The following is a 13,805-nucleotide window of genomic DNA, read 5'->3' as shown; positions in this document are numbered from 1 at the left end:
CACAAAACGTTGAACCCAAGGTATAGATCAGATCGAGCGAAAGCGAAACCGGGAGGCAGGATTAGTTTGCGAATGGCAGAAGGGGACGAGTGAGACTAGGCGATTTCGCAGGAAGATGATGACAGTGTTTCTACTCTGCACAGGTTGCCAGTGGTTCGGTTAAGTGTTGCAGACCGAATATTGGTGATTTTTTTTCACAATGACTGATCCAAAAGATCGGAGATCCGCCTACAGGTCATCTATAGAATCGAATGATCGATTTCCGAAACGGAGTAAAACGATGACTCAGAACAATCAATCGCTCAGCCTGGAGAACCATACGGTGTTCAGCGGTACATTCCAGCCCGATCAGTTGACCATCGGATTCATCTCGCCCGCGCGGGGCTATCCTGACGGCCCTTTTCCCAGCCTGGAGGACCAGGCCGAGATCGTCCAGCGCCTCGATCAGAGCGATGCTGCGGCACTGTGGCTGCGCGATGTGCCGTTTTACGATCCGTCATTTGGCGATACCGGCCAGGTCCTCGATCCGCTGGTGTACGCGGGCTGGCTGGCAGCGCTCACTCATAGAATCGCCATCGGCACTGCCGGCATCGTCAGCCCGTTGCGAGAGCCGGTCATCACCGCCAAGCAGATCGCTACGGCGGACCAACTCCTGGGAGGCCGCTTTCTCGCTGGCATGGCTTCGGGTGACCGGGCAACAGAGTACCCGGCTTTCGGGGTCGACTTTGCCAGCCGAGCGGAACGCTATCGGGAAGCGCTAACGCTGATCAAAACGCTGATTTCAGAGTCGTTTCCGCGCCTGAAGACACAGCATTTCGGCCAGTTGCGGGGCGATATCGATCTGATACCCAAACCCGCAGCCCAACGGGTCCCTATCATTGCTATCGGTCGTGCTGGACAGAGCCTGGAATGGCTTGCGGCCAATGTAGATGCCTGGATCTGGCATGGCGACGCGCTGCGCATGCCGGAGGCTGTGCCGCATTGGCGTGAGGCAACCGCTTCCAGGGGATTCGTCCCTTTCGGCTACGGCGCGATGTTCGACCTCGACACCAATCCTGACGCGCCGCTACAAACGGGGCGGATGCTGCGGGGCGGTCGAAAGGCGCTGAAAGACTTCTTCTCGCGGCAACGCGAAGCCGGGATCAATCATGTCGCATTGAACCTCAAGCCCACGCGGCGCCCCTCTGTGGAGGTGATCGATGAACTTCAGGAGCACATCCTCCCCGAGTTTTCCATCACGTCAGGCTGAGGAGACAGGGACGGCTTCGCGCTTCTGTGTTGTCAGCGGCTTTGCGATCATCCCCGATTCAATGATTGTTCAAGCCCGCTCAACACGCCCGGCAGGCGTGAGATTGGCTCCCAGGTAGGCGACCAAAGCGCTGACTTTTGGCAGCGCCTCGCGACTTCGAAGCCAGACAAGATTCATTGGAAGGCCTTCGGTAGCAAGATCCGGCAGCACCTCCACCAGTCTGCCGCTGTTCAGATGCACCTGGACCAGCCAGGTCGGTAGCTGAGCGATGCCAAGCCCCGCCAACACCGCCATCACCTCACCCTCTCCGTCTCCCACGGCAATGTGAGGATGCATGATCCTGCGCTCCATATCCCCCGGCTGACGACCCTTGAAGTACCAGGGGATCGCCATACCGTCATTTTGCCCGTAGCCGATGCACTGGTGGTCATCGAGGTCCGACACCGTTTTGGGCTGCCCATATTGATTTACATACTCGGGCGAAGCGCAAAAAATCAGTTTCTGCGTCCCAAAAAACTGGTGAGCCATGGCGGCTGGCCAGGCATCTGAACCACCAATCCTGACGACGATATCGATGCCCTCATGCACCGGGTCGACGTACCGATCGGAAAAAGACACATGAGGCTGCAACCTGGGGTGCTGCTTCATGAAATCAAGAATCAACGGCAGGACATGTAAACGCCCATACGAAGCTGGCAAATCAATACGCACCTTGCCCTGTGGCTCGGTCTGGGTCGAAGTCAGCGCAATCTCGACTTCCTCCAGATCCGAAAGGACCGTTGTGCAGGTACGGTAGAAGGTTTCCCCTGCCTCGGTGAGCGACAGCCGACGCGTAGTGCGCTGAAACAACCGGGTGCGCAGACGCCCTTCCAATCGCGCAATGCTCTTGCTGATCGCCGAGTTGGTCAGGTTCAACCGTTCAGCTGCGGCCGTGAAGCTGCCCATGTCGGCGACGATGACGAACACATCGATACCCTTGAGTCGCTCAGACGAAAACATAGACGCTCCGATTATTGAATTCCATTCCACTCACTTGATAGAAACCAGCAAAAATCAAACGCCATTTCTCCAATAGACTATGTCAAAACCTGTTCGGATTGAAGCCTCATACAGCGCTGAACTGGCCCCGGACAACACCTCGCGCTCGGACTATCAGCCCTGATGATGGCGTTCGCAACATCCCTGCTGGGCAAATTGGCGGGTAGCTAATGGGCTTCGGAGTGATCGTTGCGCTGCTGCTGACGCGTCGTCAGTCATCCCCTGACAGCCGCCTCCCCCAAGGCTGCTGCCGTCATTGTCCTTTTGATTCCCCCTCCACAGGAGAGACTGCCTTGACTCTGTTCAACGAATTCAAACTCGGCAACACGACCCTCAGCAACCGCGTCGTCATGGCGCCAATGACCCGCTCGCGCGCCCCCGAGGATATCGCCACCGAACAGATCGCGCTGCACTACACCCAGCGCGCCACCGCCGGCCTGATCGTTTCGGAAGGTACGCCGATCTCTCGCGAAGGCCAGGGCTACCTGTTCAATCCAGGCATCTATACACCGGAGCAGATAGAGGGTTGGAAGCTGGTGACCGACTCGGTCCACAGCGTCGGTGGTCACATGTTCGCGCAGCTCTGGCATGTTGGCCGCGTGTCCCACACCTCGATCCAGATCGACGGCCAAGCACCGGTCAGCGCCACCACCAAACAAGCACAGGGCGCAGTCGCATTCGCCTATGGCGAAGACGGCGAACCCGGCTTCGTGCCCACCTCCGTGCCGCGCCCGCTCACCACCGAAGAAGTGGCGCGAGTCGTCGAGGATTTCGCCCAAGCCGCGCAGAACGCGATCGATGCCGGTTTCGACGGCGTGGAAATTCACGGCGCCAATGGTTACCTGCTGGAGCAGTTCCTCAACCCACTGGTCAACGACCGCACCGATCAGTACGGCGCGAGCAACCTGCAAGATCGCCTGCGCTTCGTCTTCGAAGTGGTCGATGCCGCCTGCGCCAGAATCGGTGCCGACCGCGTTGGTATTCGCATCTCGCCCTATGGCCAGTTGTTCGAGATGCCGCTCTACCCGGAGATCGACGAAACCTACTCGGCGCTGTGTGCAGGCATGCGCGAACGCGGCATCGCCTATGTACACGTCATGGACCAGACCCACTTCTTCATGGCCGGCGAAAGCTCCGCCGCGCAGGAGCAGGCATTACGCAAACTGCTCAAGCACTGCAAGGCCGAACTGGGCAACACCGCGCTGATCCTCGCCGGCGACATGACACGCGAACGCGCTGATGCGCTGCTGGAAGAAAACCTGATCGACCTGGCTGCGTTTGGCCAGCCCTTCATCGGCAACCCCGACCTGGTCGCCCGGCTGAAAAACGGCTGGCCCCTGACGACCCCGGACCGTGACACCTACTACGGTGGCGATGCGCACGGCTACATCGACTACGCGCCTTACCGCGCTTGATCTAACGGCCGGGGCGCTGCGTTCGAGCGGTGTCTCGGCTGGGTTCACGGTGAAAGCTGCCTTTCAGCAGGGCACCGGCAACTGTGTCAGCGCAGCCATATCCTTGCCGTAAGCAGTTGGGTCTGAATGACGACGAGCTGGAAGTCCTCAGGGATAGGCTTGTACGGCATCTGACTGAACCGCTAGACGGATGAGAAGCCGATAAACGTAAACTCTCGGTAAAATCTGTTTTGACTGAACGTTGACACACCCGGTGCGCTAGCAAGTACACTGAGTATACCGATTCATTTATTGTATACATTGTTTACAGCTAGCAGCCGTGGAGGCCAATATGGCATCGCCTGTTCTGTCATTCCGAGTAGAAGAAGGCTTGGTCGAAATGCTCGACCAGCTTGCCCTTGCCACGGACCGTGATCGTCAGTACCACCTGAAACGTGCTCTGTCTCGCTACGTTGAAGCAGAAGCGTGGCATTTGAAAGCCATTGATGAAGGCTTGGCCGACATCGATGCAGGGAAGACGATCGATCTGGAAACCGTTAAAGCCAAGTGGGTGGCACGTGCCGCAAATCGAGTTAAGTGAAAAAGCCGATAGCGATCTGGAAGCGATTCATGAGCATTACGCGGGGCTGATGGGCCACCAGAGAGCTGACGAAGTCATAAATACCATTCTGGAATCCATTGAGCAGCTCGCGACGTTTACGGGGATGGGACGCCCTTCCCAAACCCCGGACGTGCGCGAGCTGGTGCTTACCCGCTATCCCTTCGTAGTGAGCTATGTGGTTCGCACCCGGGTCGTATTCATTGTTCGCGTACTGCACGAGCGGAACGAGCGCCTGAACACTGCAAACATCCCGGATCAATTCCGCTAGGCCCCGAGCCTATAGCCCTGCCATTTACATCCCCCATCAGCTGCGTTTATGCCCGTACCACCGCGCCAAAGGCCGCATGAACGACTTGATAACCCTCGCCAGCCTAATCCGACCGAATGAGGCAGGGATGTGGGACCAATTTCCAGAAGCCCTGGAATGATGGTTATTTTGGCCACAAAAAAACCCGTAGCTGAATCAGCTACGGGTTTTTATTTGTATGGCGGAGAGATAGTCCTACTGAGTGCCATTCAACGGCATCCAACCCCATACCGTAACCCGCTGTAATAAAAGGGCCTTACGATCTAAATCGTCCAACGTAGTCCCATCAGATCTCACTGCGTCCGAGTGGAAATGTGGTAACGAATGGGGGAACATGGGTCGTCCGTAGAGAGTAGTGATCATGGGTAAGCTAAATCCTGCACAGGTCAAAAACCTTGCCGAATCCGGTACGTACGAAGATGGTCAAGGGCTCCGCTTTGTGGTCAAGGCCAGCGGTAAGAAGTACTGGGTTCTACGTTACCAGCTAGAAGGTAAACGACGTGAGATGGGGCTTGGTGCGTTTCCCCTCGTATCACTGAAGGAGGCGCGAGACGCTGCCTATGAGAAACGCCAGCTGCTCACCAAAGGAATAGATCCGCTTGCCCGTCGAGATGAAGAAGCCTTAGCTAAGAAACGCGAGACACAACAAAAACTCGCGCGCTCGGTGACCTTCAAGGCGCTCGCACTGGAGTACATCGAAACGCATCGCGCAGGATGGAAAAATGCCAAGCATGGCCAACAATGGGAAAACACGCTGATCACCTATGCATACCCGTTCATTGGAGACCTTCCGGCCGAGGAAATCACCACTGAGCATATGCTGCAGGTGCTGAGGCCAATCTGGGAGGCCAAGGCGGAGACCGCATCTCGCGTCCGGAACCGTATCGAGATGGTACTCGACGCGGCAAAGGCCCGCGGTTTAAGAGACGGCGAAAATCCCGCCCGGTGGCGAGGACACCTCGACAAGCTGCTTCCACCCAGAGGCAAGGTCCAGACCGTGGTTCATCACCCTGCCCTACCATGGGCTCAAATGCCAGAGTTCATGAAAATGCTCATGCTCAGGGAGGAACTGTCGAGCCGCGCGATCGTTTTGACGATATTAACGGCTTGCAGGACTAGTGAGGTGCTTGGCGCTACCTGGGCCGAGGTAGACCTTAAGAACAAAGTCTGGAAAATTCCGGCCGCGCGGATGAAGGCAGGCAAGGACCATCGGGTCCCTTTAAGCGAGGTGGCATGTGAGCTTATTCGCGACTTGAAACAACTCGCAGGAAGCGCCTACCTCTTTCCCGGGGCTAAGAGTGGTAGCCACCTTTCGAATACATCGATGTTGATGGCACTGCGTCGGATGAATCGTACTGATCTGACTGTGCATGGCTTTCGCTCAACGTTTCGAGATTGGGCGGCGGAATCGACGCATTATCCTCGGGAGGTGTGTGAGCAGGCGTTGGCTCACATACGGCAGGACAAGGCCGAGGCTGCGTACTTTCGAGGTGATTTGTTCGAGAAGCGACGAGCAATGATGGATGATTGGGCTCAATACGCCTGCGGTACTAGGTGAAAACCGATCTGGGGCCTCCGGGCCCTAGGTTGCTTTTTTTTGATCAAGACGTGTGATGATCTGACCGAATACGGTGCGACATCGGAAACGGCTACTGGCCAACAATGGATCTAGAGTTAAGAGTTTTGGCCGCAAAAGCCAGTACCTACCTCCCATCGCTCTCATGCCATACCTGCGCGTTTTGGGCATTGGCCCCAACCGGTCATAACGAGTGATCTGCGACCCCGAATAATTAGTTTCAAATTCAGTCGGCCCCATAGACTATGCCGCTCCGGCGGGCTTTATTCAGTAAGCGTTCCGAGAACACACCTTCCAAAAATCTAGGAGCAGTACTGAGCACTGTCATCAGAGACAACTGTACTCAGCATTAGCATGCTGGTAGCTTATGCCCGTGCCTACGGCAAGCATGCGCACTCCCGCACTTTCGGGCTCTGCTAGAAGCTCCACTCCTCAGCCCGAACTAGCTGGCAGAACTGCCCATCAAGAGTTGCATTGTGATGAGCGACGATGTTCTCAGCTTTCATCACTGGCGTGTCCGAACAGGTATGGCTTTCGGCGATGAGTACCGCATCGAAGCCTAGATCACGAGCAGCACGGCAGGTGCTGTCGACGCAGTATTGAGTTTTCATCCCAGTGACTACCACACCTGTAGCGCCGCAAGAGCGTAAATTGTCAGCTAGGTCGGTCATTTCAAAGGCGTTGGGCCGCCGTTTTTCGAACACCACTTCTCCACCCAGCAACTTCAGTTCCTGTGCAACCATCGTACGCGGGCTGCCTGGTTCGATTGGAGATCCAGCGGGCCCGATGTGGCGCGCGAGAAAAATCGGAGCGCCTGCGCTGCGTGCCTTGTCCATCAGGGTATTCAACAACTCTTCGCAGCGCCATAGTTTTTCCGGGCCGTGAACAAGCCCGACTTGGATATCGAGTATCAACAGGGCGTACATGGGTGCATCTCCTTGCGTTTGTGCCAGCGACACAAGGGCATAAAAAAGGCCCTGTCCATCGCTGGCGGGCCTTTGAAGTTCGTCTGCTATCGGCTCACGAAACCTCGCACGCTCCGCTTTCAGCGGTCGTGTTGGTGGTAGTCGAGGTGAGGCAATAGATAGTCATGAATCGACACTAGCAATATCACAGCGAGCTGACAAGCCAAGATCCTAGAGTGAGTGCTTTTGGCAGATGGGGTAGTGTAAGTTTACGGATATCGTGTCTTGTTTAACTCAGGCGGGCTGCCAGTTATGCGGCAGCAACTGGTCTATTTCACTCGCCCGCTGCGTCGGCAGACGCGTGAGTATGTCCTTCAAATAGCCATACGGATCATGCCCATTCAGCCGCGCCGACTGGATCAAACTCATGATCGCAGCTGCCCGTTTTCCGCTGCGTAGCGATCCTGCGAAGAGCCAATTTTTACGTCCAAGAGCCCAGGGGCGGATCTGGTTGTCGGGTAGTCAGACGCGGTTACCCGCGTCCAACCCCCTAAGAACCTTGCATGCGAGTTTCCCAGCACACGGCTCAAGCCGCTACAAAGGCACTTTTAAGTACCCGGCTATACCTCTTTGACATTGGCGTACTGCTGATCTCTGGGGCAACGCAGATGGTAGATCTCAAGATTGACTGCGGCGTCCGTCCCGCCGTCGCCCAGCTTTACGATGTGGCGACTATGCCACGGCGTATCTTTGGTGACGGGCTTATGACAAACAGAACATAGGCCCCCTTGCTGTCGCCAAACGCGATACAGCTTCGCTCGTCCCTCCGTTGATTTGAGCATTTTCTTGCCCCATCGGAACTCGAAATACTCATCCCAATTTGGGTCATGCGGGTTGGCAGCAGCCTTGATCTTGATGTGCCGCACTATCGGCGTGTCCGATTCCTTCAGTAAGGTGTATTCCCTTACCTTCCCGTCTGCGTACTTTTCAGCGGTGGTGAACACCCACCGGCGCGATCCTCGGACTTTGAAATACCTGTCCTTGACCCACCGGGTTCCTTTGCGCGGATGTCGTCTCACCGCCCAGCGCCAAAGCATTGTCCAAACTTCGCTGTCTACCTGATTGAAGACTTTCTTGGCGACCACGTGGCTATGATAGTTCGCCCATCCCCGTAAAATTGGGTTAAGCAGCCCGATCAAATTGACCTGCTTGATCGCCTTGTTGGTCTTGATCACTTCCCGGAGCTTGGCAAGGTGAGCCCTGATGTTCGCTTTCGATGGCTTGATCAGGAGCTTGCCGTTGTACTTGCGCAAGTTCCACCCGAGGAAGTCGAACCCGTCCCCTATGTGCGTTATTTTGGTTTTTTCCGGAGAGAGGACAAGTCCACGTTCTGCCAGAAATTCAACCACGGCGGGCCTGACTTCATTCTCAAGCCAATCTTTCGAACAGCCAGTGATGATGAAGTCATCTGCATAACGCACCACACGCATCTTTCGGCCTGTCCACTTTGCATTGGGAAATTTCTTTGCCAGCATCGCTTCCAAACCATCCAGCGTCATGTTGGCCAACACCGGAGAAATGATGCCTCCCTGCGGGGTTCCGGTGTGACTAGGGAATAGCTCATTCTGGTAGACGTAACCGGCTTTGAGCCATTTCTGCAAAATCGCTTTATCCATGGGGATGTTGGCGATCAACCAGTCATGGCTGATATTGTCGAAACAGCCTTGAACGTCGCCCTCTAACACCCACTCCGCGTTTGCTTTTCGTGACAGCACACCAAAGCACTGTGCGGCGGCATCCGCAGTTGAGCGTTCCGGCCTGAACCCATAAGAGTTCGGATCGGCAGTGGTTTCTGCTATCGGTTCCAGAGCCAGCAAATGGAGCGCCTGCATGCCCCGGCATTTCATCGCGGGAATTCCGAGAGGTCTCGTCTTGCCGTTTTTCTTCGGAATAAGCACTCTCCGAAGCGGAAGCGGCGAGTAGCCTCGCCGCCTCAATGACGCTATCGCACCGATCTTGGCTCCTGGTGTATTCCAAGTGACCTTATCCACACCGGGGGTGTTCTTGCCTTTGTTTTCAGACACGCGTTTCACGGCCAATGCCTTGCCGCTAAACGAGTGAGTCAGCAGCCATTGCAGAGCTTTCGCCTTGTTATGCCTGCCGTCTTGTACAGCCTTCACAATACGCGCTTGCAGCCCTCTTACTCGACGTTGAGCGTCGGCCCAGTTGATGCCGTCCCACGACGTGCCGGAAGGTGCACACGCCAATGCTACTGCGTTCATTTGCTCTCCTTCCGTTGAAAGGGTTCTACCTACTCTCTTGTGAAGAGAGACCATGAGGACGTCTGCCCGCTTTCGCGTGAAGTGATGTTTCAACTTCTATCCACCCCGTTACAGGATGGCGTTCGCTTTTTCCTCGTTCCTTCGCCCGCACCGCCATGGGCAGTTCTTACAAACGGCTTTCCCTCACGGGGGCGATACGGGATATCCACGTTCCGCTTACTGAAGTACGTCGGGTTAGGTGCCTGCTATCGACCGGGAGGCATGTGGGTCACGAACGCGCGTGCAGAAAAGCGCTGTTCCCACCTCCGCTACCTTTTGGTTCGAGCGTACAAGCCATTTCCGCTCGTTCAACTTAACGACCTTTACGCAGGTTCACATGTGTTCACCATACCGACTATCTAGCCCTTGTCTGGCCATGGCTGCCAGAAGGGTACGCCTCTCACGATTAGTACCCGCACCTTGTGGTGCCTCGTCACATTGTCGAAAGCGCTCTTGATTCAGCCTTCTAGATTCACCCGGTGACACGGGTGGTTCCCTCAAAGGGGAACAACTTCTGTAAGCGACTTCGTGTCGCACCTCACACAAGTTGTTATCAATAGGTACGGCCCCGTCGTCGAGGTAGCGCGACAGCGCTGCCCAGCGTTTTAGGCTGTAATCCAGTGCTCTGCTGATAGCCGAACCTTCGGGCACGAGATCGCGCTGGGCGATCATCCAGGCATGCAGCATCTCCACCACCGGTACGGCTTTTTCTCGCCGTATTCGACGGCGTAAAACCCGATCCAGGTCGCGGACTTCGCTCTCGATTTCGTAAAGCAACTGGATGTAGCGCACCATCGCCCTTATCATCAGGATTGCCATGCGCCAGAGAACTTCTTACCCCAAGCCCTTTAAAGCGCAGATCGTCCAGGAATGCCTGCAACCTGGCATGTCGATGGCCAGCGTAGCCCTGCGCCACCGCATCAACGCGAATTTGGTTCGCAAATGGATACCTCTTTATCGTGATTGTGAGGCGACAGCGTTGCCCGCTTTTGTTCCGATAAAACTACCATCTCCACCCCAGGCCAATCTGCAAATGTCCGTCAGTATCGACGTTCCGTTCGGCCATCAAAACCTCATCGTGAAGTGGCAGCTGGCCGATCCCGGCGGTGACCGCAGCGTTGTTGGATCGGCTGACACATCACTGCCACATCGTCGAAACGGGCAACGAGTCTTATCGCCTGCAACACAGCACCTTGGCCGCCCAGACAAAGATCAAGTCACGGGAACGAAAGCGCAAGGACGGAGATGATATCGAGGACGATGAGCCATTTTGATCCGCACCATAAATACCCTGCTGCATGCATACATGCGGTGGGGCTTAATGCGTCTTGAATCGGAACACTGCTGCTAAGCTTATCCACAATTGCTGGGACAGAAATCAGCAATCCGTCCTGGGTCAGTTTTCAATCAGCGCCAACAGAACGGCGTTGTTTGGTCATCTGACACCTCGATCTGGCGAGCATTCTCGCCTAAATATGTGTCCGGTTTCATTAGACCACTACAAAGCGACGATTGGAGTTGCGAGGATGCAAATGAAATTGGCATGCACAAGCGTCTGCAAGAATAGATAGCGCCCCCCCTTTGGTAATCCCTGCCCGCAGGGATATCTCGAGCTTGATGGCTTTGTCTAGCAATCGGACGGTCAGGTGCATGTCTGATCGAGCGTGGGTGAAGGAACGACAGTGTGCATTTACTTGCCGCGGTATATGAAGGAAATTCCCCAAGTTCAGAGCAAATCCGGTTGATCAGTGCGCGGTCAGTCTTTGTCAGATGGCTTGCAACTGAGTCAAGGTGAATGGCTTGCTCAACCAATGCACATGATCATAGTCCAACGTGTTTGCCGCTGCATGGAAACCTGAGGCGACGACTATCGGCACCTGCGCTAGCAAATCGTGCAGCCTTTGGACCAGCTCAAGGCCGTCGATGCTGCCAGGCATTCTTAGGTCAGTGATCAGCAGATCTGCATCGACCCAGTTGTGCTGAATGTGACTCCAAGCTTAATCTGCCTCGCAGAATGCTCTGACTCTATGGCCTACCATTTCCAGAATTTCGACCATGATGGTCATTATGTCTAGCTCATCCTCGACAAGAATGATGGTCCTCATGAGATAATTCCCGTCGTGACGATAAGACCTACTCGAGCGATGTCTGAGTTTACGTGCATGTAACTGACTGGACACGCCAAGCTCATATTAAAGCAATCAGTCCGATGAGCGGGGCAAGAGGTTGCGCCAAGCTCAAGTCATCGCCAGGGCGACGTCGACTGGTGTTTACAAGGGCCGGCCTACGGATCTAGAGCTGCGCAAGCGAGTGCACGAGCAGCTAGCTGCAGGGCTGGGAAGCGACGCGGTAGGTCGGGTTCAACAACGACCGGTATGAATACCCGCGTCCGTTACCAGGTCTAATCAATGTTGAGTGCCACCTGCAACCGGGGGAAACTAAGCAATTTTAGCTGGTCCATATTGACTCACAACCAGATAAACACGACTCGCCTCGTGAATGCGTCATTTGTTAAGAGGAAGCTATCAGCCTCCACTCGTTTTCCATTGTGATTTTTTTCATTCTGGCCAGGAATTTTCAGTTATTACTTTGCGATGAGATATCTTCATGGATGCGTTACCTACCCAACTACTTCAGCTCGCGCTACAGAGTGCCGACCTGGGGGTCTGGATGCTCGATCTGGAGCTCGACCAAGAAGTCCTGAGATCTCTTCGCCACGATCAGATTTTTGGCTACGAAACCCTCCAGCCCCATTGGGGACTGGAGATTGCTCTGACACATATCCTTGAGGCGGATCGCCATATCCTCACGGATGCCTTCGAGCGTGCAAGAACGGTCGGCTCACTGAGTTGCGAATTTCGCGTGCGCTGGCCGGACGGTTCTATTCATTGGGTTTCACCGCTCGGGCGGACCGAGTTTTCTGAAGACGGCACCCCACTACGTGTATCTGGCGTGGTCGCAGATATTACAGTCCGTAAGCAAATGGAAGCCGAATCGTTGCAACGAAACAAAATGGCTGCGATCGGCGAACTCACCGCAGGCATTGCCCACGACTTCAATAATATCCTTCAAGGTCTCGGCGTCTCTTTCGAGCTCATTGCTAACCTCGCCATATCTGGACGCTTCTCGGCAGTGCCTGAGCGAGCTAAGCGCGGACAACAGCTGGTTCAGCGGGCTGCAATGATCACACACCGACTGCTGGCTTTTTCTCGGAGATCGCCCCTTACCCCATGCGCACTCGATCTTGCGAGCCGTCTGCCTGATATCATAAGCCTGCTGCGTCCTACTGCTAACCACCAAGTCAATGTGACGGTACGAGTGTCTCCCAATCTTCCAGCTATTCACGTTGACAGTGCTCAATTCGAGGCAGCGATTCTGAATCTGCTGGTCAATGCGCGAGATGCAAGCCCACGAGGTGGGAACATCGAAGTGACGGCGCAACATGCGCAGGACATGTCGCTTGCTCTGGATGACGATAAAACGTACCAGCGCTATGCAGTCATCGAGGTCACGGATCAAGGTGGTGGCATCCCGCCAGAGCAGCTTGATCAAGTATTTGAACCATTCTTCACCACCAAACCGATTGGGTCCGGAACGGGACTAGGCCTGTCCCAGGTTTACGGTTTCGCTAATCAGTCGGGGGGCAAAGTGGACTTGGATAGCGTGCTTAGAGTCGGTACCCGGGTTCGTATGTGGTTACCCTTGGAAACTTCTGACTCATCAACAAACGCCGTCGTCGAAACGCCGTCCTCTAGCCATGAGCAATCATTAGTAATCGATAAGCCAACGCGCCGCATACTGTTGGTAGATGATGAGTTCGAGGTGCGTGAAACGCTAGCGACCCGGCTGCAGCAGTTAGGACATGAGGTCACTGTCACCAGCGATGCTTCCGGTGCGCTAGAGCATTTGCGCGAAGCTGTTAAACCGTTCGATTTGATGATCAGTGATATCGGCTTAACCGGTCCAACGGATGGCTGCGAGTTGGCCTATCAGTGCCGGGGACTGTACGGCGATTTACCCGTGTTGCTTATCACAGGCTATGCCGGAGACGACCTAGAGAAACGTCTACCGCCCGATACATTGGTGCTGGTAAAACCCTTCGATATGCCGACCTTGGTCGCTACGATGGCCAAGTGTGTAACTTAGAGCCATTTGGTGAAGCCCGCGCCCGACACATGCACTTATGCAGGGCAGCGAGCGCTCGTACGCGTCCGCCCAAGTCATCTATTGCAGGGATCGGGTAGGTGACTTCGCCGGACGGTTACGATCTTTCGGCTCTGGGTGTCGACCTTGGACATCAACTGCGCAGCCAGTGTGCGCAGTTGTTCGGGGGTCATTTGGTCGAGATCGGGCAAGGAAGTCATGGAAGTGGATTTTACCAAAGCAGCCCGAC

Annotated in this window: 10 protein-coding genes and 4 pseudogenes; 8 read left to right on the top strand and 6 right to left on the bottom strand. The window is 55.3% G+C overall.

Features of this window, described 5'->3' with window-relative positions:
• Positions 1 to 280 precede the first annotated feature (280 nt).
• Positions 281 to 1,249, top strand: coding sequence for an LLM class oxidoreductase (locus GE543_RS09995; RefSeq protein WP_153221356.1), 969 nt, complete (start codon positions 281 to 283; stop codon positions 1,247 to 1,249).
• 69 nt (positions 1,250 to 1,318) lie between these two features.
• On the opposite strand, the gene GE543_RS09990 is transcribed toward GE543_RS09995, so the two are convergent.
• Complete coding sequence (locus tag GE543_RS09990; RefSeq protein ID WP_003317395.1) at positions 1,319 to 2,248, bottom strand: LysR family transcriptional regulator; 930 nt, start codon at positions 2,246 to 2,248, stop codon at positions 1,319 to 1,321.
• A 332-nt stretch (positions 2,249 to 2,580) separates the two neighbouring features.
• Here GE543_RS09990 and GE543_RS09985 point away from each other — a divergent pair, with 332 nt between their 5' ends.
• From GE543_RS09985 to GE543_RS09970, 4 genes are all read left to right on the top strand, one after another.
• On the top strand, positions 2,581 to 3,702 hold the full coding sequence (locus GE543_RS09985) for an alkene reductase (RefSeq protein WP_153221355.1): 1,122 nt from the start codon (positions 2,581 to 2,583) through the stop codon (positions 3,700 to 3,702).
• Between the two features lie 331 nt (positions 3,703 to 4,033).
• A complete protein-coding gene (locus GE543_RS09980) occupies positions 4,034 to 4,282 on the top strand; it encodes a CopG family ribbon-helix-helix protein (protein WP_003345556.1) in 249 nt (82 codons plus the stop codon).
• Positions 4,260 to 4,571 (top strand): type II toxin-antitoxin system RelE/ParE family toxin, encoded by a 312-nt coding sequence (locus GE543_RS09975; protein WP_103688317.1) that lies wholly within the window; start codon positions 4,260 to 4,262, stop codon positions 4,569 to 4,571. The genes GE543_RS09980 and GE543_RS09975 overlap by 23 nt, the downstream gene beginning before the upstream one ends.
• A 400-nt stretch (positions 4,572 to 4,971) precedes the next feature.
• Positions 4,972 to 6,168, top strand: coding sequence for an integrase arm-type DNA-binding domain-containing protein (locus tag GE543_RS09970; RefSeq protein WP_153221353.1), 1,197 nt, complete (start codon positions 4,972 to 4,974; stop codon positions 6,166 to 6,168).
• A 434-nt stretch (positions 6,169 to 6,602) separates the two neighbouring features.
• Here the strand turns inward: GE543_RS09970 and GE543_RS09965 are convergent, their stop codons facing one another.
• The 4 genes and pseudogenes from GE543_RS09965 to GE543_RS09950 form a co-directional block, all read right to left on the bottom strand.
• Positions 6,603 to 7,112: an isochorismatase family protein gene (locus GE543_RS09965; protein ID WP_153221352.1), complete on the bottom strand. Its 510-nt coding sequence runs from the start codon at positions 7,110 to 7,112 to the stop codon at positions 6,603 to 6,605.
• A 273-nt stretch (positions 7,113 to 7,385) separates the two neighbouring features.
• Positions 7,386 to 7,607: pseudogene (locus tag GE543_RS09960) on the bottom strand (transposase domain-containing protein); the annotation flags it as partial.
• A gap of 104 nt (positions 7,608 to 7,711) precedes the next feature.
• Complete coding sequence (gene ltrA, locus GE543_RS09955) at positions 7,712 to 9,373, bottom strand: group II intron reverse transcriptase/maturase (protein ID WP_153221351.1); 1,662 nt, start codon at positions 9,371 to 9,373, stop codon at positions 7,712 to 7,714.
• 576 nt (positions 9,374 to 9,949) lie between these two features.
• A pseudogene (locus tag GE543_RS09950) lies at positions 9,950 to 10,204 on the bottom strand (transposase); the annotation flags it as partial.
• A 25-nt stretch (positions 10,205 to 10,229) separates the two neighbouring features.
• Between GE543_RS09950 and GE543_RS27395 the strand changes: the two are divergent.
• Positions 10,230 to 10,334 (top strand): annotated as a pseudogene (locus GE543_RS27395) (transposase); the annotation flags it as partial.
• Between the two features lie 184 nt (positions 10,335 to 10,518).
• Positions 10,519 to 10,686, top strand: a pseudogene (locus tag GE543_RS27105) (ATP-binding protein); the annotation flags it as partial.
• A gap of 492 nt (positions 10,687 to 11,178) precedes the next feature.
• Here GE543_RS27105 and GE543_RS27835 read toward each other — a convergent pair.
• Positions 11,179 to 11,397: a response regulator gene (locus tag GE543_RS27835; protein WP_371927148.1), complete on the bottom strand. Its 219-nt coding sequence runs from the start codon at positions 11,395 to 11,397 to the stop codon at positions 11,179 to 11,181.
• Positions 11,398 to 12,019: 622 nt separating this feature from the next.
• Here GE543_RS27835 and GE543_RS09935 point away from each other — a divergent pair.
• Positions 12,020 to 13,558, top strand: a complete 1,539-nt coding sequence (locus GE543_RS09935) for a PAS domain-containing hybrid sensor histidine kinase/response regulator (protein WP_153221348.1) — start codon at positions 12,020 to 12,022, stop codon at positions 13,556 to 13,558.
• The last annotated feature ends 247 nt before the right edge of the window (positions 13,559 to 13,805 follow it).

Source organism: Pseudomonas sp. SZ57, from assembly GCF_009495975.1.
Lineage (GTDB): Bacteria > Pseudomonadota > Gammaproteobacteria > Pseudomonadales > Pseudomonadaceae > Aquipseudomonas > Aquipseudomonas syringae.
This window is presented reverse-complemented; position numbering and strand designations above follow the sequence as displayed.

Bases quoted from the DNA above. Each gene is read 5' to 3' on its own strand.
- GE543_RS09995 (WP_153221356.1), top strand. From the start codon at position 281: ATGACTCAGAACAATCAATCGCTCAGCCTGGAGAACCATACGGTGTTC.
- GE543_RS09990 (WP_003317395.1), bottom strand. From the start codon at position 2,248: ATGTTTTCGTCTGAGCGACTCAAGGGTATCGATGTGTTCGTCATCGTC.
- GE543_RS09980 (WP_003345556.1), top strand. From the start codon at position 4,034: ATGGCATCGCCTGTTCTGTCATTCCGAGTAGAAGAAGGCTTGGTCGAA.
- GE543_RS09970 (WP_153221353.1), top strand. From the start codon at position 4,972: ATGGGTAAGCTAAATCCTGCACAGGTCAAAAACCTTGCCGAATCCGGT.
- GE543_RS09965 (WP_153221352.1), bottom strand. From the start codon at position 7,112: ATGTACGCCCTGTTGATACTCGATATCCAAGTCGGGCTTGTTCACGGC.
- ltrA (WP_153221351.1), bottom strand. From the start codon at position 9,373: ATGAACGCAGTAGCATTGGCGTGTGCACCTTCCGGCACGTCGTGGGAC.
- GE543_RS09935 (WP_153221348.1), top strand. From the start codon at position 12,020: ATGGATGCGTTACCTACCCAACTACTTCAGCTCGCGCTACAGAGTGCC.